This is a genomic window from Variimorphobacter saccharofermentans (assembly GCF_014174405.1).
Lineage (GTDB): Bacteria > Bacillota > Clostridia > Lachnospirales > Lachnospiraceae > Mobilitalea > Mobilitalea saccharofermentans.
This window is the reverse complement of the sequence record NZ_JACEGA010000001.1, coordinates 409,692-431,943: the sequence shown is the minus strand read 5'-3', so window position 1 is coordinate 431,943 and position 22,252 is coordinate 409,692. Positions and strand designations below refer to the sequence as shown.

20 protein-coding genes and 1 pseudogene are annotated in these 22,252 nt (G+C 39.1%); 1 reads left to right on the top strand and 20 read right to left on the bottom strand.

What is annotated here, in order from left to right:
* Positions 1–5: 5 nt before the first annotated feature.
* The 7 genes and pseudogenes from H0486_RS01970 to H0486_RS01945 all read right to left on the bottom strand — a co-directional run.
* Positions 6–1,595 carry an ABC transporter substrate-binding protein gene (locus tag H0486_RS01970; protein ID WP_228351410.1) on the bottom strand — a complete coding sequence of 530 codons (1,590 nt, stop codon included), beginning with the start codon at positions 1,593–1,595 and terminating at the stop codon, positions 6–8.
* A 98-nt stretch (positions 1,596–1,693) separates the two neighbouring features.
* Positions 1,694–2,506, bottom strand: coding sequence for a CPBP family intramembrane glutamic endopeptidase (locus H0486_RS01965; RefSeq protein ID WP_228351409.1), 813 nt, complete (start codon positions 2,504–2,506; stop codon positions 1,694–1,696).
* Between the two features lie 36 nt (positions 2,507–2,542).
* Positions 2,543–3,400, bottom strand: coding sequence for a CPBP family intramembrane glutamic endopeptidase (locus tag H0486_RS01960; RefSeq protein ID WP_228351408.1), 858 nt, complete (start codon positions 3,398–3,400; stop codon positions 2,543–2,545).
* 237 nt (positions 3,401–3,637) lie between these two features.
* Positions 3,638–6,076 (bottom strand): GH36-type glycosyl hydrolase domain-containing protein, encoded by a 2,439-nt coding sequence (locus H0486_RS01955; RefSeq protein WP_228351407.1) that lies wholly within the window; start codon positions 6,074–6,076, stop codon positions 3,638–3,640.
* A 330-nt stretch (positions 6,077–6,406) separates the two neighbouring features.
* A complete protein-coding gene (locus H0486_RS01950) occupies positions 6,407–7,855 on the bottom strand; it encodes an ABC transporter permease (protein ID WP_228351406.1) in 1,449 nt (482 codons plus the stop codon).
* 11 nt (positions 7,856–7,866) lie between these two features.
* Positions 7,867–7,995, bottom strand: coding sequence for a hypothetical protein (locus H0486_RS18275; protein WP_267023113.1), 129 nt, complete (start codon positions 7,993–7,995; stop codon positions 7,867–7,869).
* An 81-nt stretch (positions 7,996–8,076) separates the two neighbouring features.
* Positions 8,077–8,142, bottom strand: a pseudogene (locus tag H0486_RS01945) (ATP-binding cassette domain-containing protein); the annotation flags it as partial.
* A 270-nt stretch (positions 8,143–8,412) separates the two neighbouring features.
* On the opposite strand from H0486_RS01945, the gene H0486_RS01940 reads away from it, so the two are divergent.
* Entirely contained in the window at positions 8,413–9,117 is a 705-nt protein-coding gene (locus H0486_RS01940; protein ID WP_228351405.1) for a hypothetical protein, read from the top strand.
* Positions 9,118–9,352: 235 nt separating this feature from the next.
* Here H0486_RS01940 and asd read toward each other — a convergent pair whose 3' ends face one another.
* From asd to prmC, 13 genes are all read right to left on the bottom strand, one after another.
* Positions 9,353–10,435 (bottom strand): aspartate-semialdehyde dehydrogenase, encoded by a 1,083-nt coding sequence (asd, locus tag H0486_RS01935; protein ID WP_330594413.1) that lies wholly within the window; start codon positions 10,433–10,435, stop codon positions 9,353–9,355.
* Between the two features lie 156 nt (positions 10,436–10,591).
* Positions 10,592–11,566, bottom strand: coding sequence for a tRNA dihydrouridine synthase DusB (gene dusB / locus H0486_RS01930; RefSeq protein ID WP_228351403.1), 975 nt, complete (start codon positions 11,564–11,566; stop codon positions 10,592–10,594).
* Positions 11,567–11,602: 36 nt separating this feature from the next.
* The gene (locus H0486_RS01925; RefSeq protein ID WP_228351402.1) at positions 11,603–12,379 is read right to left on the bottom strand and encodes a type III pantothenate kinase; all 777 of its coding nucleotides are present in this window, start codon (positions 12,377–12,379) and stop codon (positions 11,603–11,605) included.
* A gap of 71 nt (positions 12,380–12,450) precedes the next feature.
* Positions 12,451–12,792, bottom strand: coding sequence for a DUF6145 family protein (locus H0486_RS01920; RefSeq protein WP_228351401.1), 342 nt, complete (start codon positions 12,790–12,792; stop codon positions 12,451–12,453).
* Between the two features lie 32 nt (positions 12,793–12,824).
* A complete protein-coding gene (locus tag H0486_RS01915) occupies positions 12,825–13,112 on the bottom strand; it encodes a hypothetical protein (protein WP_228351400.1) in 288 nt (95 codons plus the stop codon).
* A gap of 15 nt (positions 13,113–13,127) precedes the next feature.
* A complete protein-coding gene (gene argF / locus H0486_RS01910) occupies positions 13,128–14,066 on the bottom strand; it encodes an ornithine carbamoyltransferase (RefSeq protein WP_228351399.1) in 939 nt (312 codons plus the stop codon).
* Between the two features lie 183 nt (positions 14,067–14,249).
* Entirely contained in the window at positions 14,250–15,464 is a 1,215-nt protein-coding gene (locus tag H0486_RS01905) for a patatin-like phospholipase family protein (RefSeq protein WP_228351398.1), read from the bottom strand.
* Positions 15,465–15,607: 143 nt separating this feature from the next.
* On the bottom strand, positions 15,608–17,455 hold the full coding sequence (locus H0486_RS01900; RefSeq protein WP_228351397.1) for an LTA synthase family protein: 1,848 nt from the start codon (positions 17,453–17,455) through the stop codon (positions 15,608–15,610).
* A 174-nt stretch (positions 17,456–17,629) separates the two neighbouring features.
* Positions 17,630–18,565: an SPFH domain-containing protein gene (locus H0486_RS01895; protein WP_228351396.1), complete on the bottom strand. Its 936-nt coding sequence runs from the start codon at positions 18,563–18,565 to the stop codon at positions 17,630–17,632.
* Between the two features lie 2 nt (positions 18,566–18,567).
* The gene (locus H0486_RS01890) at positions 18,568–19,002 is read right to left on the bottom strand and encodes an NfeD family protein (RefSeq protein WP_228351395.1); all 435 of its coding nucleotides are present in this window, start codon (positions 19,000–19,002) and stop codon (positions 18,568–18,570) included.
* 149 nt (positions 19,003–19,151) lie between these two features.
* Positions 19,152–19,967: a TrmH family RNA methyltransferase gene (locus H0486_RS01885; protein ID WP_228354337.1), complete on the bottom strand. Its 816-nt coding sequence runs from the start codon at positions 19,965–19,967 to the stop codon at positions 19,152–19,154.
* Between the two features lie 335 nt (positions 19,968–20,302).
* Entirely contained in the window at positions 20,303–21,376 is a 1,074-nt protein-coding gene (gene prfA / locus H0486_RS01880; RefSeq protein ID WP_228351394.1) for a peptide chain release factor 1, read from the bottom strand.
* 17 nt (positions 21,377–21,393) lie between these two features.
* A complete protein-coding gene (prmC, locus tag H0486_RS01875) occupies positions 21,394–22,227 on the bottom strand; it encodes a peptide chain release factor N(5)-glutamine methyltransferase (RefSeq protein ID WP_228351393.1) in 834 nt (277 codons plus the stop codon).
* Positions 22,228–22,252: the final 25 nt, after the last annotated feature.

Genomic DNA, 22,252 nt, shown 5'->3' with positions numbered 1-22,252 from the left:
ATCCTCTATTCACCACTGGAAGTATAATACACCAGTGACATATCCTGTACATAGATCGGATAATAAGTATAACCATCCAGCTTTTTATTGATTGCTGTCATCTGATGAGGATCCTGAATAAATGCTGCAACGGCATCCTTCGTAAGCATTGTTTGTAATTGTTTACACAATGCAATTTTATCCTCCTCATCAACCTTCATTTCTGCTTCCTGATAAATGCGATCAAACTCTTCATTCTTATAATTCATAAAGTTATTATCTGCATCGGAACAAAATCGATCCAGTGCTTTCTTAGGTGCCAATTCTGCTGCCAGTCCTGACAGAGTGGCTTGATAATTTCTTCCTTTATATACGTCAGACAACCAGCTGGCCCATTCAATCAGCTGTATCTCTGCACGGAATCCGGATTCCTTTAATTGTTCTACCACAATTTGAGCCGTATCCACATGGTATTGATAATTAGAAGGTACTGTAATCACAAAATCAACACCATCAGGATATCCCGCTTCCTTCAACAGCTCCCTTGCCTTCTGAGGGTTATATTGATATACTTCGCTAAGCTCGGAAGCATAATACTTTTTAAACCCAGGGAACATATTGGTGCCAATGACATCTCCTCTGCCTCCTGCCACCATATCAATAACCGCCTGTCGGTCAATTGCATAGCAGAGAGCCTGTCGCACCAGTTTATTATCAAATGGTGCTCTCTCGTTATTTAAAAACAGTCCCTGAATCAGGTTCATGCTACCTGTCTGAAGACGATATCCTTCCGGCAGCTGGCTTGCCTGTGCATCCGTAATATACGGTAAAATATCGATGGAACCTGCATTCAGCTCTAAGAATGCTGCATCCGTATTGGCTGATATTTTGAATGTTACCTCATCGAGATAGGGAACTCCGGATACATAATAATCATCAAATTTCTTCATTACAATACTCTTTAATGGCTCATAGGATACGAATTGAAATGGACCTGTACCAATTGGTTTCGTATCCAGCTGTGCATAATTCGCGGGAACGATTGCACAGGTGAGATATGGAAGTAATTCCGTATCTGCCCTGCTGAGACGAAGTTCAATTGTCTTCTCATCCACAATATTAACCTCAGAAATAGCGGTAAGCACCGATTCTACAAGAACTGTCGGATCAACAGTTTCCAGCAGCCCGGCGCTTCGTTTAATAGAATATACGATATCCTCTACTGTAACAGGGTTTCCATTATGAAATTTCACACCGTCTCTCAGTGTAAAGGTATACACCATACCGTCGTCGGAAATCTCATATTTCTCTGCTACAGCTGGAACTAAATTTCCATCCTTATCAAGCTTAACTAAGCCTTCAAAAATGTTGAATAAAACCTCTTTAGTTCCTGCCGACATTGCTTTGTGCGGGTCAAGACTATCTAAATCCTGGGTTATTCCTACTGTGACCGTACCACCATAAGTGGGTTCCCCCTTGGCGGTCTCGGTAGAAGATTGACTTTCATCTGCAGGAGTATTGCTTTGATTCGTCTCCTTCTTATCGCCACTACATCCGTAGAGTGCAATAGAAATTAACGTAATAAATAGTAAGATCACTGTTGTACGTTTTCTCATGGCTTCACTCCTCACTATGAAATCACTCTCATTATTTAGTTGCAATTTGAATAATATTATATCTTGTATAAAATTGCAAGAAAAAATTAGTAATTTTATCATTTCATCGTATCAGTAATAATATCTGCTTTTCTTAATGGATTTATTACATACAAAGTTATGATTACCAAGATTCCTCCCATAATCGTCATAATCAGGTATGATAATGTCCCTGCCGGAAAGAACACAGTAAGAAGGGAACTGGCATTAATCAGCATATGTAAAAGAACCGGTGCCACAATGGTTTGATAGCGTTTAACGATAATACCAAGAATAAAGCCGATCAGTGCAGCATAAATTCCCTGAACGATATTCATATGATAAATACCGAATAAAATAGATTGAAGGATATTGGCTCCCAGGAATACAATTTCCCTCCTGGTTTTCAATAAGATGACACCACGAAATATCAATTCCTCCGTAATCGGCGCAATCACTACCAATAGTAAAATTACTATAAATGTATTTCCACTGGTCAGGTTCTCCATCGTTTGACCATAGTTCTCAAAGGTATCTGTAAAATATGGTCTTACCAGTCTCATTATCCCGGTCATAAATAACTGGATCCTAATCCCCAGTAATGCGAATAATATCATGTTTTTCACCTGAAAAACCTGCTTGAGGTTTCCCCGTTCCTCTCCATGGATCTCAAATTGATACCAGAAGAAAAATACAACTCCGCATATTGCTACACCAAGGACAGAAATGAAATATACCACTTCGTCCTGATAATCTCTCAGCAATTCGTAGCCTGCGTTAAATTCCATAATAAATGAATACCCAAACATTGCTATACTGACAAATACAATCTGTATCGCTTCAGCAACAAAATAAGGCAGAACTCCCATCAAGTATCTAGCTAGTCTTTTCAATTTTTCTCCTTTCCATCGAGGGAACATGAATGTACTTTACAAGCTCACATCCATTGATACCTTCTCAAGCGAAATAACATCTACCTTTTTGATTCTCAGATAAGCAAAGCCTATTATAACAGCTCCTACTATGGAATATAAAATGTTCATATATAAAGTAGTGGGGTTATAGAGTACGAAGCTAATCGCATTAAACATCAGATGCAACACCATGGATGCGATAATGGACTGGTATTTATAACATACATACCCCAAAAAAATGCCTCCGATGAATGCATATATCCCTTGGACAATATTCATATGGAGTACTCCGAATAAAAAGGCCTGTAATATATTTGCTGTTATAAATGAGTAGGTACGAGTAGCCATCTTAAAAACAACACCTCTACAGATCAGCTCCTCGGATATGGGTGCAAGAATTACCGCCGTAATGATTTGTATAGCCAGATTATCACTCATTAACTCCATAAGCTCTTCATATTGTTTTGCCAGTTCTTCAAAATGCGGTAGTATAATATTCATAATACCACATATAAACAATTGCTGTCCGATGGCTAATAAAGCTAAATAGATAAGGTTCTTCTTTTCGAATACCTGCTTATTAACCATAGTCTCGCCCTTCATTAGCTTTCTATACCAGAAATAAAAGATAATAACCCAGGCAATCGGGATAATCATACTGCATATATCAGTAAACAGTACCGGAACATTTATAAGATCATTCATTAAATTGGATATACTGAGGTGATATCCCTTCATTTGCTCCGTATTGACGATATATATTACTTTAATTGCCATATACATAATAATACCTATCACGGAAACCACAATAGAAATTCCTATGGAAGCCAAAATCGGTAAAGTTAATGGAAAAAATTTTAATATTTTCTTCATACCATCCTCCTAGCCCTAAGCAAGCGACAATAGACATAAATACGTTATATCACATTATGAGATGGTTTACAATATTTAGACAATCTAACAACCTCAGTCGTCCCCATCAACAGATATCATGTAGATTACACATCCAAGCTATCAAAAAAGGAGCTGTGATATGTCTCCCGAGTTATCATGGATGACCATTCCATATCTCGCTACCCCTGTCACAGCTCCTTATAATTACCTATTAAATTATCCTAATACAACCTCTACCTTATGTGTCTTCTTGTCTCCGGCTAAAGGAATGATATTACCCTGTACTTCCTTACCGTCAACGATCATCTTCGCAACACCCTTGGATACATGGTTAGGGTTCTTAATGGTAATGTCGTATACATCACCTCTGAACTCACGTGTTACCTTATAACCATCCCATTTCTTCGGAATGGAAGGATCAATTTTTAATCCATCATACTCTGGAATAATTCCCAGAATGTATTGAGATATGGCAACAAAGTTCCAGGAAGCCGTACCGGTCAACCAGGAGTTCTTTGCTTCACCATGACGCTTAGCATCCTTACCTGCAACCATCTGTGAGTAGCAATAAGGCTCTGTACGATGAATTTCAGAATACTCCTCTGTATATGCAGGTGCAATTCTTGTATAATAATCAAATGCCTTATCTCCTCTGCCCATCTGAGCTTCCGCACACATAATCCATGCATTGTTATGGCAGAAGATACCCGCATTCTCTTTGTAGCCTGCAGGATATGTGGAAATTTCACCATACTCAACATAATATTTGGTAAATGCAGGATTTTGAAGTACAAGACCATACTTTGTTCCAAGTCTCTCTTCCACAGCATCTAAGGCTTTGATCGCACTGCCATCCTCAGTACCACAGTTACCCATGATACACAGACCCTGGGACTCGATAAATATCTTACCTTCCTCGTTCTCATTGCTACCGATCTTCTTGCCGAAATCGTCATAGGCACGTAAGAACCAGGAACCGTCCCAACCATCCTTCATAACTACTTCACGCATCTTAATAACTTCTTTTCTGATACGGTCCGCTTCCTTCTGATTACCCACCTTTTCCATTAAGGTAACGTACTCATCGCCGATATAGCAGAACATTCCAGCTATCATAACGGATTCTGCTACCCTGCCATCCTTACTGGTTGTAGTCTGGAAGGACTCTCCCGGTGTGGTGGAGAAACAGTTAAGGTTGAGGCAGTCATTCCAGTCAGCACGTCCAATTAGAGGAAGTCCATGCGGTCCTAAATTATTAATAACATGGTCCATGGAACGTTTTAAGTGATCCGAAAGTGGTGTACTCTTTGACTCATCATTATCAAATGGTGTCATAACATCCAGTATGGAGAAATCACCGGTTTCCTTAATGTAAGCTACAACCGCAAGCACCAGCCATAACGGGTCATCGTTGAAATTACCTCCGATTTCATCGTTTCCTTTCTTCGTAAGCGGCTGATACTGATGGTATGCTCCACCATCCTCCAACTGAGTAGATGCCAGGTCGATAATTCTCTCTCTTGCACGATCCGGAATTTGATGAACGAAACCAAGTAAATCCTGATTGGAATCACGGAAGCCCATTCCTCTACCAATACCGGACTCAAAATAGGAGGCACTTCTGGAAAGGTTGAAGGTAACCATACATTGATACTGATTCCATATGTTAACCATACGATTCAGCTTATCATCCTCATGTTCCAGTTTAATCTTTCCTAATAGGTTGTCCCAGTGCTCAGCAAGCTCAGCCAATGCTTTATCCACAGCAGCTGTTGTGGAGAATTTCTCAATCATTGCTTCTGCTTTCTTTTTATTTATCACATTCTTGCTCTCGAATTTCTCTTCGAAGGCATTCTCTACATATCCTAATACAAATACATATTCCTTTGTCTCACCTGGCTCTAATTGAACCTCCAGGCAATGAGATGCAATAGGGTGCCATCCATCTGCTACAGAATTACTTGGCTTACCCTCGAATACTACCTGAGGATTATGGAAACCATTATAGGTACCCATAAAGCTTTCACGATCGGAATCAAATCCGGCTATCGGAGCATTAACGGAGAAGAATGCATAATGGTCACGTCTTTCCTTATACTCAGTCTTATGGTAGATAACTGAACCCTTGATCTCAACCTCACCGGTGTTGTAATTTCTCTGGAAGTTGGTCATATCATCCCAGGCATTCCATAAACACCACTCAACAAAAGAAAATAATTTAACCTGCTTCTTTTGTCCGGATGTATTCTTTACAACTACCTTATGTATCTCTGCATTGGTATTCAACGGAACAAAATAAGTAACCTCTGTCTCTAAACCACCACGAGCACCAGTAATCTTAGTATATCCCATACCATGTCTGCACTCGTAACGATCCAATTCTGCTTTTACCGGAGCCCATCCAGGACACCATACATCGCCATTATCATTAATGTAATAATAATGTCCACCGCCAAGGTCTAAGGGAACATTGTTGTAACGATATCGGGTAATTCTTCTTAGCTTAGCATCCTTGTAAAAACAATAGCCTCCGGCAGTATTTGAAATTAATGAGAAATACTCCTGAGACCCCAAATAATTGATCCAGGGATATGGAGTTGTCGGTGTTGTTATAACATACTCCTTCCTTGAATCATCAAAATAACCATATTGCATAAAATATCCTCCTTATTACTATTTGTACTCGCCAAAGACATTATATTATACCATCGTATCTATTTCAACAATTACAGTTTAAAATCGTACAAAAAAACACTACAAATCTCATATTGTCATAATTTCTGCTTTTTTGTAGCTAAAATTTAGGCTATATGTGATCTGTAGCAAAAAAAATAAAATATAATGTTTTCATCTCAATTGCTATTTACTAGGTCCTTAACATAAACAATCTTCCGTATGAAGGCAGTTTATCCGCCCTTGACATTTAATCTGCTGCATCAACATTGTTCAGTGGTAAGTACTTGATGCGGCGTCTGGCAATAATATTTACAATAATTTAATAAAATAAATTGGTTCATAGCTATGTAATGCTAGATCTTCTATTGCAAAAATCGCTGTTAACAAACCAATTGCACTGCCAATAATCGTACATAAAGTCGAATATATAAGATATTTTCGTAAAATCTCACCTTTACGATATCCTAACGCCTTTTGTGTTCCTATGATATATCGTTGTTCTACGATCATTCGGCCGATTGAAGAATAACACACCATTAAGGCTACGATGATGTAAACAAGTGCAAAACTCATACTTAACTTACCAAGACCGTCTGCGTTATCTTCAAACATGGCGTAGCTAATATTGGCATGTCTCGTTAATACCGACCACTTTATATTTACAAGGCTATCTCTATCTGCTTTTGCATCTGCAATCTCTTTTTCGGCCTTATTATAATCAACTTCTGCCGTCTCATATTCTTTCTTACTCTCAGAAAGCTTTTTCCTAGCTTCCTCCAACTTACTATTTACTACTACTAATCTTTGCTGACTCTCGGGAGTATCAATATCTTCATAATTTGAAATTTCGGTTTCATAAGATTCAATGTTCTTTTCTCCATACCTTATTTCAAAACCGGCTTCTTTGAGAGAAGTATGTGCTTCCTCCAGTTGTTGCTCTCCCTCTGCAATAGCATCATTTATTTCGGTTACAATTTCCTCATAACGATTATCAGAACGTTTCACCGATACGGTATCAATTTCCTCAATCAAGCTATCACATGCATTTATATAATCTTCTGAAAAGCAATTGAACGCTGTCAGCTTATCAGACCAGACATATATGCTACTGTAACAATGATCCAGTTTTTCTATATCAAATGCATCTCGTGAGACTAAAAAAAAATTTTGGCAATTTCCATATCCTTTTGTACTTACCCCTCGACGGCTATGTACATAATTGCATGTGTAAGATGGATGTTGGACGATACCAACTACTGTAAATTCCTGTTCCTTAAGATAATTGTCTCCATTCTCTTCCGTACAGTCTATTGTAAGGACATCGCCTATTTTAACTCCATCCTCTTCATTCATTAATGCCTCAATTGCTATTTCGTTTTGACTTTCAGGCAATCGACCTTCTACCACTGTAGCCAAATCAAGCGTTGTGGTATAATTTTGAACGGTCACAAGACGTTTTTCATCTGCCAACGATAAAAAACCTGTCGTGGTATAACCGCCTTCTGCTATATCTACATTCTTAATTTTTTTAATTTCCTGCAAATCGTCATCATCAATTCCATATGCGTAATTAATCTGAATATGATGGAATTTCTGCTGATTAAAATACTCATTTCCAGTACTTTTCATGGACTTTTCAGCAAAACTAATGCCCAGATATGCTGCTATACCCAGACTTACTACTATCATAATAGAAAGAAATGTTACTTTTGTTTTTCTGATTCTGCTAATTGTCTCTATAACATGTATCTTTTTCATCCTATGCCCCTTTACCATTCCAACTCATCCGCAAGACTAGGATGTTCATTTTCCTTAATACTAAAAACAACTCCATCCTTTATTCTCACAATTCGATCTGCCATTCTGGCAATTTCCTCATTATGGGTCACCATTATCATGGTAGCACCTTTTTTTACTATTTTTTCAATTACACGAAGAACCTCGATACTAGTATTATGATCTAGGGCAGCTGTTGGCTCATCGGCTAGGATTATCTGTGGTGCTTTAACAAGAGCTCGAGCTATCGAAACACGTTGCTGTTGCCCACCTGAGAGCTTATATCAGGCCTATTTATACCTCTTAACACTTAACACTTTTAGTAATATTGTTACAGTATTTCCCATTAAGCATAATAAACATTCCTTGTTTTGTCAACTTTTACATCGAACCCTTTTTTAAGAGATATTTTATAAGAATTTTCTTTTTTTATATAACATACTATGATAAACTAATGAAAGACGGCAAATATCACAAAATAACCCTGTTGATATTTATCTGCCAAAACTTATTATGAGAAATAAAGTGAGGTAGCTTTTATGCCAAAGCAAACTGTTTTAAATGAAGATGCAGAAATATATAAACCTAGAAAAAATATGACAGAAAAAGAAAAGCTTAAAAATATGCCTTTTAAGGAGCGATTACCATATCTCTGGGAATATTATAAGTTTCATGCAATCGTAACTATTGCGGTTATCGGATTACTCGTATATACCATTATTCAGATTTTTACTCCTGATATAGAGACCCAATTCTATGCAGCAATAATCAATAATTCCATATCGGAAGACTTATGGTCCCAATACGCTGAGGATTTTTCCTCACACCTTGAATTAAACCCCAAGAAAGAACGTGTTGAAATAAATCCAACCTATTATTTTAACGGAGCACCGGAATACGCTTTAAGTATGCAACAGGTTTTCACAACACGCATTGCTGTAAAAGAAATCGATGTAGTGATCGCTCCTGAATCCTTATTTAAAGACTATGCTTATAATGGATACTTTACGAAGCTAACGGAACAACTACCAACCGATATTTACAGTTCCTTAACGGATTATTTCTATTTCAGCAACACGGATGAGGACTTGGATTCCAAGGATGTGTATGGAATTTATTTATCCGATACGGATCTGTTTAAGAAAAATGCCATTAACGATGATCCATATATTCTCGGTATCGTAGCAAATTACCAGCACAAAGAAAATACCGCAGAATTTGTACGATATCTATTTCAGCAATAGATAAGACATCACACCACCAAGGTTCACCTGTTTCATAGAAAGTTTAACCTGAACCTGATACAAGTAAGAGTTTTAAATTCGAAATGTTCTCTATACAATAATATAAGGGGCTACATTCAATATATCTATCACACTGACGAGCGTTATATCGTTAAACCAGTGTATCGAATATTGAATGAAGCCTCTTTCATTTAGTTGTTTATAATGGTTTTGATACAACAACTACTCTTCGTTGTTATTTCTCAGTAATATAACCCTGTGCCTTTAACAACTCTGCAGTAAGTACACCGCCACCTGCAGCACCGCGAACTGTATTATGTGACAAGCCTACAAACTTATAATCGAATACAGTGTCTTCGCGAAGTCTTCCTAAGCATATCCCCATACCGTTCTCATAGTCACGGTCAAGCTTAGCCTGAGGGCGATTATCTTCTTCAAAATATTTGATAAACTGCTTTGGAGCACTTGGCAAGTTCAACTCCTGAGGAATTCCTTTAAATTCAGCCCATGCCTTTAGTATCTGTTCCTTAGTTGGCTTCTTTTCAAAATTAACAAATACAGCAGCGGTATGACCATCCGTTACAGGGACACGAATACATTGCGTAGTAATCACAGGACCATCAGCCTTAACAATCTGTCCGTTCTCTACCTTACCCCAGATTCTAAGTGGTTCCTGTTCGCTCTTCTCTTCTTCGCCACCGATGTAAGGGATTACGTTATCCACCATCTCCGGCCAATCAGCAAAGTTCTTTCCTGCACCTGAGATAGCCTGGTACGTAGTTGCAACCACAAGCTTAGGACCAAACTCTCTTAATGCATGTAATGCAGGCGTATAGCTTTGAATGGAACAGTTCGGTTTTACTACGATAAAGCCTCTCTTGGTACCAAGACGCTTCTTCTGCGCTTCAATTACCTCTAAGTGCTCCGGATTAAGCTCTGGAACTAACATAGGAACGTCAGGTGTCCATCTATGTGCACTGTTATTTGACACAACCGGAGTTTCTGCCTTCGCATATGCTTCCTCGATTGCCTTTATCTCATCCTTTGTCATATCCACAGCGCTGAATACAAAATCAACTTTTTTGCTAACCTCAGCAACGTCATTCACGTTCATTACAATAAGCTTTTTTACGTTTTCCGGCATAGGAGTAGCCATCTTCCAACGAGCTCCTACTGCTTCCTCATAGGTCTTACCAGCACTTCTTGGACTTGCAGCTACTGCTACAACCTCAAACCAAGGATGATTCTCCAATAACGAGATAAATCTTTGGCCTACCATACCGGTACCACCAAGAATGCCGACTCTTAACTTACCCATATCCATTCCTCCCATTATGTTTTTCTATGGCATACATTTGTCTTTTCTGTAAATATACTATATCCTAATTTTAAAAAAAATCAATCATTTTTTATTGTAAGAAATCAGATTTGTTACTATTATATAAGATATGAGATAATTATCATCTTTGTTTGTTTATTTTTCAATAAAATTTTGGTATTCCTCCAGTAACTGCTCCAGGTCCTCCATTGAATTAATCTCATTTACTCTATTACGAAGCTTGGCAGAACCGGGATAGCCAGTGGTATACCAAGCGACATGCTTACGCATCTCTCGGATTCCAGTATAAAGGCCCTTGTAATCCACAGAAAGTGCTGCATGTCGAAGTATCATCTCTTTTACTTCTTGAAATGCCGGCTTCGGAATAAGAACCCCTTTCTCAAGATATGCCTTAATCTGTGCAAACAGCCAGGGATTCCCTCTGGTTCCCCTTGCAAGCATAATTGCATCGCAATTGGTCTGCTCTATCATTTGCTTCGCGTCCTCTGGGCTAAAGACATCGCCGCTTCCAATCACTGGAATTGACACAGCCTCCTTCACCGCGCGTATAATGGACCAATCCGCTTTTCCACTGTAATATTGCTCTCTGGTGCGGGCATGTACAGCTACTGCTGCAGCTCCATTCTCTTCTGCAATCTTCGCGACTTCAATCGTATTGATATTATCCTCACTAAACCCTTTACGGATTTTGACTGTTACCGGCTTCTTTATGGCAGAGGATACTTTTCGAACAATCTCCCCAATCAATTTTGGATTTTTCATTAACGCCGATCCTTCTCCGTTATTAACTACCTTAGGGACGGGACACCCCATATTGATGTCCAGAATATCAAAGTTACGTTCTTCAATTCGTTTTGCTGTCTCACTGAGGATATCAGGATCTGATCCAAAGAGCTGTAATGCAGCTGGTCGTTCCTCCTCATTAATATAAAGGAGATTCTCTGTATTTTTATTATTAAACTGGATTCCCTTCGCACTTACCATCTCCGTATAAACAAGGTCGGCTCCCTGTTCCTTACACAGCATACGAAAAGGCAGGTCCGTAACGCCTGCCATCGGTCCCAGAACTATATTTCCATCCAACTTAACATTTCCTATACGAAAGTTCATATTTCTTCTCCACTATATTTACCGAATTTATTCAATCTATTTTATCCCCTTATTTTTTTCGCTGATAATCTTTAATCCCTTTAAGGTTAAGTGCGGATCATAGACTTGGATTACATTGGTGGATTCTGCAATAATTTTACCCAAGCCTCCCGTTGCTACCACTCGACAGTTCTCAATTTTCGATTCGTGAAGCATTCGTTTTACAATGTATTCTGTCTGTCCAATACACCCGTATATCAAGCCTGCCTGCATACTGGTAACGGTGTCCTTTGCTAAAATAGAATCCGGCTTCGCAATCTCAATCTCAGGAAGCTTGGCTGTCTGATTCCATAAGGCATCCGCTGAGATCCGTAAGCCCGGACTAGTAACACCGGCAATGAATGAACCATCCGCAGTAATCAAATCGTAGGTTATTGCGGTACCAAAGTCAATGACAAGAACCGGCCCTCCATAGATTTCATATGCAGCTACGGCGTCAACCACTCTGTCTGCACCGATTTCCTTCGGATTCGCTGTAACAACCTTTATACCGGTCTTGGTACCAATGCCAATGATTAATGGCGTTATATTTAAGTACTTTATGATACCGGACACAAGAGAATGCATGATCTTTGGTACTACTGAGGCAATCGTAACCGAAGTAATATCTTCTAACCGGATATTTTTTGCCTTTAGCAGATCGCACAATACCAGACCATATTCATCCGAGGTTCGAGCGGTATTGGTATGAAGACGGAAATTTGCTTTTAAATTAAGCTCTTCAAATACACCTAATGTAATATTAGTATTACCCACATCGATTACTAATAACATAATTTCCTCCATTCAATCAGAAAACAATCTACAAAAGAAAGTACACTTTGCGAACTTTCTATTGTCATGAATTATAGCAGTTTTGAGGCATCTTCTCCAAGAAAAAACACTTTAAAATAAAGTTCCAGCGCTTCCAACAGCTCCGCTTTCTCTCTTTGTATTTGCTTGATTTTCAGAACGCTACCTATCTCATCATATAAATAATCATTCTCATCCGAATCTACCTTTAGGATCAGGGTTCCGTCCTCTTCAAATTCCAAAGAGAGAATTCCACCCACATCCTCCGTAAATAGTACACACATTATTTTCAGCTCTTGTTTAATTTGCTCCGGTAACGCTTTAAAATCATCATTCAGCCAGAACTTTTTCTCATAGGCACTGCTTGCACATAACACGATATTTTCCTGATACATGAATAAACTCCTTCTCTCTGCTTTAGATCGGCTTATGCGTCCTTAACCATTCCGGCAAGAATAAATCCTAGTATGACAATGATTACTCCCAGCATTACAAAAGTCATTCCACTTGATTTTTTACTCGGATTCTTAGTCTGTTTCAGACCAGTCAGAATGTTCATCAGTCCACCTGAAGCACAGGCAGAAATAATAGGCCATTGATCATTCGGATATTGAAATACGAAGAAAATGGATATCACTAGCACAATGGTAAGTATCATCACCACAATATCCGTTTTCTTCAGTAATTCCTCTATGAATTTTCTAAATTTATTCAAATGGATCACCCCGGACTATAAATTACCCAAAGTTGCTACCATAACTGCTTTAATTGTGTGCATTCGATTTTCTGCCTCATCAAAGATGATATCTGCAAACTTCTCGAACACTTCCTCCGTAACCTCATTGCCTTTTACAGCGGGTAAGCAATGCAGTAGAATCGTTCCGGGCTTATTGGATTTTGCCAATAAAGCAGCATTCACCTGATAGGGCTTTAATATCGCTACACGTTCCGCTGCCAGGTCTTCCTCACCCATGGAACACCAGACATCCGTATATACTGCATCCGCTTCATTAACAGCATCCAAGTTATCTGAAATCTCGATTTTACTGCCAGAATTCTTTGCATATTCTTCACATTGCTGAATCAGTGACTGCTCCGGCCATAGCTCCTTCGGTGCCAGGATTGTAAAATGTATCCCCAGCTTTGTTGAACCTATCATCAAACTATTTGCCATATTATTTCGTCCATCGCCGACATAAACAAGTTTTAACCCATTAAGCTTACCAAACTGCTCCTGCAAAGTCAAGAAATCAGCCAGGATTTGCGTAGGGTGATATGTGTCAGTTAAACCGTTCCATACCGGAACTCCGCTATATTTGGCTAGCTTCTCCACAGTTTCCTGCTTAAAACCACGGAATTCAATACCATCAAACATACGTCCAAGAACACGAGCAGTATCCTCCACGCTTTCCTTATATCCAAGCTGAATATCATCCTTACTCAGATATTCAGGATGTCCTCCTTCATCAATACAGCCTATGGTAAAAGCGCAGCGAGTCCTTGTAGAGGGTTTTTCAAATATTAATGCAATATTCTTTCCCTTAAGACTATTCCCTGTAATGCCTTGTTTTTTCTTACTCTTTAAGTCTGCTGCCAAGTCCAGAAGATATAAAATCTCATCCGGTGTAAAATCCTTTAGTGTTAAAAAACTACGTCCCTTTAAATTCATAGAACCTCCCTCTGCGTTGCTCTTACGCTCAATATAAATAATATTTTCACTTAATAAATTTACAGTCAATTTATATTTATACTTTGTATTGTGTATTTATACATTATGACATATAAGCAAAATTGTCAAGATATAAATATTGAATCACCCAATTAAGTCTTACTGTAATTATATTGGCGTAATTTATGTGATAACTATATTCTTTACTATTGCTTTCCCCAAGGACATTATGAGGTCCGGTTTCTTCGATACTTCATTCACTGTTAACTCTGTATTCTCCATCTTGTCCATTAACAGCTTACAAAATTCCGATTCTGTATATACTCGATATCTTGATATCCTAAGCTTCTTAGCACAGTATTCCAAAATCCCATAATACAAATCACTATAGTCCCAGTTCTTCGCAAGCTTTAACATATTGGCTACCCTGGGGTAAAGCTCCTGAGTAAGCTTACGCAGACTCACAGCATACACATTCCCCTCATGTTTGTGCTGCATGAATAAATCCTTCATCTGTTCCTCATCCATATTAGCGAGGGATGCCAAATATTCACTCTCAATTCTGTTTGATTCAATATAATAATCATTCCCTGCCAAAGCCTTCAGAATGCGAAGTGCATCGTAGTATCCAAGAGTTATATTCCGGATCGCTTTTTTCCGATTAAACTCAAGAACATTACATAGATTAGTTTTTGGAGCAATATAGGTCACACGAACCTCCTCCGGGATCTTTACCTTTTTCTCAATTCCGATACCGAAGATTCTTACTACGATGATATCCGTATAGCCGCGATTAATCAGCATATCAATCGGAACATTATTCGCAATTCCGCCGTCGAGATACTTGACTCCATTCAGCTTTTCATTCTTGAATAAAGGAAAACTGGCACTGGCCAGCAGATAATCCTTAAGACTTCCGTCCTCTGCTTCTTTCGCGTCTATTTCAATCTCTTTCATATTATTAAGATTAAAGGTACCCATAATAAACTCTATATTGGATTCTCTGATCTTTTGCTCATCCACTGTTTCATCCATTAGCTGACGTAATGGAGTGACATCCAAGCCACCACTAGTAAGAAAACTCTTTCCTTGCTTCCTTACCTCCTGAAGGCTCAGCTCCTTAAATCTGAGATTCATCAGCTTTTCCATCTGATTGTCATCCACATTTATGATACGGGAATAGCTAATATTCTTCCAGATATCAACGGCCTTTTCATAATCCCCCATGCAAATCAGTGCTCCGTTAAGGGCCCCCACAGATACTCCCGCTATTCCTTTTATTTTCACACCACATTCCAGGAAAGCCTTCCATACCCCGATTTGATAAGCACCCTTTGCTCCGCCGCCTTCCAAAACTAAACCATATTCCTTTTCAAAATCAAACCTTTCCCGTATCATACGCACACCTCACATTCATACTATTGTTCATTTTCATCCGAGTATCTTTAGGCTACATACATTTTGGATGTGATATCTGTCGATATGAGACAAACAGCTGTCATAAATCGATCCTTAATACGTTCGTTCATGACAGCTGTTTTCTAATGAGTAATATAATTTGCAATTAAATTCTGTTCCAGAATTTCCTTCGATGCCGTTTTCAGCAAGAGCGCTTTCTCATAGCTGTCCTTGTATAACGATGCGTCGACTTCTTCATTCGTGCCAATCTTCCAAGCTCGACTGCCTTCAAAAATTCCTTCCCTTGATATCTCGAACATTACTTCGTTATTCGCAAAGGAGCCATCAAACAAGTATGAGGTAAATGCAACAAATCCTTCTTTTGCATTGCACAAATCCTGACCCAGAGTATAGGTTTTATCCATTGTAAGACCCATGATATTTGCAATGGTTGGCATAAAATCAATTTGACCACCTGTTGTGCTAATGGTATTTTTAACACCACTTCCCGGTACATGGATAATGAGAGGTACATTCAACATCTCATCATAATCATAGGTTCTTCCTATAAATTCATTTACCTGATCAAGCACATCATCCATACCACAATTTAAACCATGGTGGTCTCCGTAAAGCGCTATAACTGTATTATCATATAAGCCTGCAGTCTTCAGATCTTCAATAAACTGGCCAATGGCATCATCCGTATACCTTACCGTCTCTAAATAATCCCCAAACTTTGTATCCTTATCCTTTTCCGCCAGGGTAAGTGATCGGTACTGCTCATCCAGTACAAACGGATGGTGGTTTGTAAGGGTTATTGCAAAGGTAAAGAAAGGACCCTTCTGATCCTTCAGAATTGGTATTAGCTGGCGGAACATGGATTTATCCGATACGCCCATACCAATCATTTCATCCTGGTTCAAATCTTCCAGACTATAAAAATCCTGGAAACCCTGATTCGGGTAAGCATACTCTCTGTTCCAGAATTCACCCTTATATCCATGGATTGCAAAGGAATAATATCCCTGTTCCCTCATTAACCAAGGCAAACCATTATAGGTATTATTCTCAAACAATCGGTAACATTCCCCGTCAATAATCGGATACAGACTATTCAAAGTTGAAAACTCTGCATCAGCGGTATTTCCTTTTCCGATATTCGAATAATACCGGTCAAAATAGATGGTATCCTTCTGTAGCAGTTTATTTAAGTTTGGAGTAATCTCCTGCCCTTCATACTCTGCCCCCAGTACGAAATCCTGGAACGCCTCCATCTGAATGACGATTAAATTCTTCCCTTTTCCTATATTACTGTAAAGAGGAGTAACTGGCTCCGGTGCCGACTCTTCTACTTCTTCAAGTACCTCCAGTATTTCCTCTTCCTCCATCTTATCCCTGGAAAGATTATCTGAGATGGTTTCATATATATCGGATACATGGCTTGTAAAAAACTCCATACTGTTAACAGTCTCTATGGCTGCAGAATGAAAAGGATTCGCTACTATGGTAATTACCACAGCGGTCAATACATATAAAATGTACTTCGTCTTTCGCCATGGAAGCCATTTCTGTAAATTCTCTATGGTAGCGTGCTTTTTAAAGCTCACATAAGCGAATGGTATATCTATAAACAGAAGAAAGCTTGCCGGTATTAAGGTCGCAATAAAGCTCTTTGGAACCGCGGCCACACTTTTTGCCTGCCAAAGCTGTTTGATGGATACTGTTTGATTATAATAATTATAATACATTGTATCTGCAAACATCAGTAGGCTGAATAGAAAATAAACAGCCAGGAATATAATTCGTTTGCTTTTCAATTCGCTTCTTCCAAAGGCAATAAATATTGCTGCCCAGACTAACAGACTGAGTATAATCATAATGGCTTCCATTTTATTCACTTCTATTAAAGAGTAATAAATAGCCATTTTACCTATAAACAATGCAATAATAAAGCTTGGTGATGCTAAAAATTCCTTTATCTTTTTCATATTTCCCCCGTACCATATGAAATAATCAAATTTTTACAATAGAAATATAATATATCAACCCTTCCGGATTATCAAGCGGTAAAATCTTAAATTTTTCTTAATGACCATTAAAAAGCAGAAAAGAACCTGCCTTCCCGGTAGCATATGAGGGAGCCAGGTTCTATTAATATGTTATTAGTTATCTGTATCGTCTTTCGCAACTTCAGTCAGGGACTTAACCATTCCTGCCAAACCCTGAATCTCAGATGGTATAATGATCTTGGTTGCTTTTCCATCAGCTGCCTTAGCGAATGCCTCCAAGCTCCTAAGCTGGATTACTGCATTGTTCGGTGATGCCTCATTCAAGAACCGAATACCTTCTGCATTTGCTTTCTGTACAGCAAGGATTGCTTCTGCCTGACCTTCTGCTTCACGAATTGTGGCTTCCTTTTTCGCTTCTGCACGAAGAATGGCTGCCTCTTTTTCGCCCTCAGCATCCAGAATTGCTGATTCCTTTTTACCTTCCGCAACCAGAATTGCTGCCTTTTTCTGACCTTCAGCAATAAGAATAGCTTCTCTTCGCTCACGCTCCGCCTTCATCTGTTTCTCCATTGCGTCTTGAATAGCAGCCGGAGGAATGATGTTCTTCAATTCTACACGGGTAACTTTAATTCCCCAAGGGTCCGTTGCTTCATCTAAGGTAACACGCATCTTCGTATTGATAATCTCTCTGGATGTCAGAGTCTCATCCAACTCCAGATCACCAATGATATTTCTCAAGGTAGTTGCGGTTAAATTCTCTATCGCCATTAATGGATGTTCCACACCATATGCATACAACTTCGGATCGGTAATCTGAAAGAATACGACGGTATCAATCTTCATCGTTACATTATCCTTAGTGATAACTGGCTGTGGCGGGAAATCTACAACCTGTTCCTTCAAAAGAACTTTCTTGGCAACCTTATCAATCAATGGCGCTTTAATATGAATTCCCACGTCCCAAGTGGTTTGATAGCCACCTAATCGTTCAACAACATAAGCGTGTGCTTGAGGAACAATTTTAACACAGGATGCTAATACAACAAGTATAATAAAGGCTAAAATGATAATTAAAATAATTGGATTCATCTTTACTCCTCCTCCATCAATGACACAATCAATTTTACTCCTGATATTCCTTGAATCTTGACCTTACTGTCTTTCTCAATGATACTTCCATCAAGAGATTTTGCTGACCATTCCTGACCATCAACGACAACCAACCCAGTTGCACTCATATTGTCAACTGGAATAATTACCTTAGCGCATTTACCGATTACCCCTTCATAATTCGTCTTTACTCTTTTAGGATTGAAATACTTTATGACAACTGGTCTGGTAAAATATAATAAAGCCAGAGAAACTATTATGAACAGAATAATTTCTACTATAAGATTGTCATAAAACAATGATACGATAAAAGCAATCAGCGCTCCACCGGCAAACCATATTGTAGTAAGCCCCAGGGTTATGATTTCGATAAATATTAGTATTGCCAGAACAATCAGCCAATAAATCGAATTCATTCTTATTCCCCCTCTCCTTTCATGCTCCTTTCAAACAGTGTCGATGAATCAATACTACAATCATCGAATTCTTATTGTCCGAAAACTATTTGTTGCCTACATTTTACTATACACATTAGCATAATACAATAGAACCTGGTATATTCTAATCATCTTTTAATATTAGTCTCACTATCCCTCTGCTTATTTCGCTGCCTTGCCGCTTCATACATTAATATAGCCGCCGCTACAGCAGCATTTAAGGATTCTACCTTTCCTGCCATTGGTATTCGAATCAATGAATCAGCCATGGCAGAGGTTTCTTCAGAAAGACCATTTGCTTCATTTCCGATTAAAAAAGCACATTTCTTAAGAAAGCACCCTTCGGTATCATAGGCTGCTCCTAGTAAATGCGCTGCAAATATAGTGATTCCATAGTTTTTTATCAGCATCAAGGTATCTATAAGCTGATTTGTCCGATAAAATGGCACACGATATATGGATCCCATGGTGGCACGTATCACCTTAGGATTATAGATATCTACGGTTGATTCATTGAAAATGACTCCGGTAATACCTGCACCCTCAGCAGTTCTAATCATGGTTCCCAGATTTCCTGGGTCTCTGATATCTTCCAAAACCAAAAGGCAGGCATCCTCTGCCTGCAATAAGTTCTCTAAGCTGTACTCAGCCATTTTTACTGTTCCCATAATTCCCTGAGGAGTCTTCGTATCAGAAACCTCCTTCAGTACAGAATCAGTGATAATTTCATAGTCAAGATTATCAAAATAATTCGGATCTTCCGCAATCTGATTCCTATAATAGGTTTCTGATACATATGCTTTCTGAAGAAGCTTCGCATTTCTTGCTTCCTCAAACATCTTAGTACCTTCGATAACAAAAATCCCCTGCTCTTCTCTGGCTCTGGGTTTCTTCTGTAAAAGAGTCAGGTTTTTCATTTGACTGTTACTAGTACTACTTATAATGCTTTTCTGTCCCATATTTACAAATCCTCATATCGTTAATTCCACTATTATAAAACTAATACAACTTCATTTTCGCAAGTTTAGCTGATCGGAAGCCGATCAAGCATTTACACTTCATTCATCTTTGCCAATTTAGCAGCTTGGGTCGGAAGCCGACCAGGCCTCTATTCTTCGTTCATCTTTGCCAACTTAGCAGCTTGGGTCGGAAGCCGACCAGGCCTCTATTCTTCGTTCATCTTTGCCAACTTTGCTGCCTGGGTCGGAAGCCGACCAGGCCTCTATTCTTCGTTCATCTTTGCCAACTTTGCTGCCTGGGTCGGAAGCCGACCAGGCCTCTATTCTTCGTTCATCTTTGCCAACTTTGCTGCCTGGTCGGCTGCAATTAGGCTGTCTATAATTTCTTGCAGGTCACCATTCATTACTTCATCCAGTTGGTGAACTGTCAGCTTTATTCTGTGATCGGTTACTCTACCCTGTGGGAAGTTATAGGTTCTGATCTTTTCAGAACGATCTCCCGTACCAACCTGGCTTTTTCGAGCTTCGGCTTCAGCACTCTGTGCTTTTTCGAGCTCTAGCTCATATAACCGAGAACGTAATATCTTGATGGCTTTATCCTTATTCTTAAGCTGTGATTTTTCATCCTGACAGGAGATAACAATTCCCGTAGGGATATGGGTAAGTCTTACTGCAGAGTCCGTTGTATTTACGCACTGACCACCATTACCGGAGGAACGGAACACATCAAACTTACAATCATTTAAATCCAATTCCACATCCACCTCTTCTGCTTCCGGCATAATCGCTACGGTCGCTGTGGAGGTGTGAATACGGCCACCGGATTCTGTCACGGGTACACGTTGAACACGATGCACACCGCTCTCATATTTCAGCTTTGAGTATGCACCTTTTCCATTGATCATGAATATTACTTCTTTAAAACCACCAATCCCGTTCTCGTTAAGGTTCATCATATCAATTTTCCAGTGATTTCGTTCTGCATACATCACATACATACGGTATAGCTCTGCTGCAAATAATGCCGCTTCGTCACCACCAGCACCACCACGGATTTCTACGATAACATTCTTATCATCATTAGGATCCTTCGGCAGTAATAATATCTTCAATTCTTCCTCTATTTCAGCGATTTTCTGCTTACCAGCATTGAGTTCTTCCTTAGCTAGCTCGCGTATTTCTTCATCCGTTTCTTCCTCAAGCATTGCAAGGCTTTCCTCTATCGTCTTCTGTACCTGCTTATATTCTCTGTATTTCTCAACAATATCTGCCAAATCTGATTGCTCCTTACGCAGCTTACGAAATCGGTTCTGATCGTTTACAACGTTCGGATCCATCATTTCCGCTTCAATCTCCTCATAGCGGATTAAAATATCCTCTAATTTATCAAACATGACATCTTCCTCCCATTCTAATGAAAACTCCTAGCAGACACAATACGGTCTTTCCCGCTAAGATCCTTTTTTATATCAATATGGGTAAATCCTTCTTTTTGAAGTATTTCCCTAACCTCATTTCCCTGATTAAAGCCAATCTCAAGAAACAGGTAGCCTCCCTTTGTTAAATAGGACGCAGCTTCAGCTGCTATTCTTCGGTAAAATAATAGCCCATCCTCACTTCCGTCCAAAGCATTGGTTGGTTCATGCTTCCTGACCTCCGGCATCAAGGTTTCGATGTCCTTAGTGGGTATATAAGGTGGATTCGAGACTATAACATCAAATCTTTCCGTTATCTGTTCGAACAAATCGCTTTTGATGAATTCAACCTTTGCCTCCAGCTTAATCGAATTCTTTTTAGCAATTGACAGGGCTCCATCCGAGATATCAGCCCCAGTAGCCTTAATAAGCTTGCTAAGCTTCGCAAGACTAATAATAATACAGCCTGAACCGGTGCACATATCAAGAACCTTTTTCCCCTTACAAACTGCCAGAACTTCTTCTACCAGTAATTCTGTATCCTGTCTTGGAATTAATACATCACTGCTTACTATAAAATCCATTCCCATAAATTCCTGACTTCCAGTAATATATTGTAATGGGACATGTTCTGCTCTCTTCTGTATTAGCTCCAGGTAACGTAACTTACCTTCTTCAGGAACACATTCCTTTTCTCTCAGCAAAAACTCTGTCCGGCTTATTCCAAAGACATAGGCAAGCAGATACCATGCATCCACATCGGCATCTGCTATCCTTTGTTCACGAAGTATTTCCTGCCCTATCATTCGTAATTCTCTAAAACTACTCATTGAAACCCTCATAAACCATTCTTAT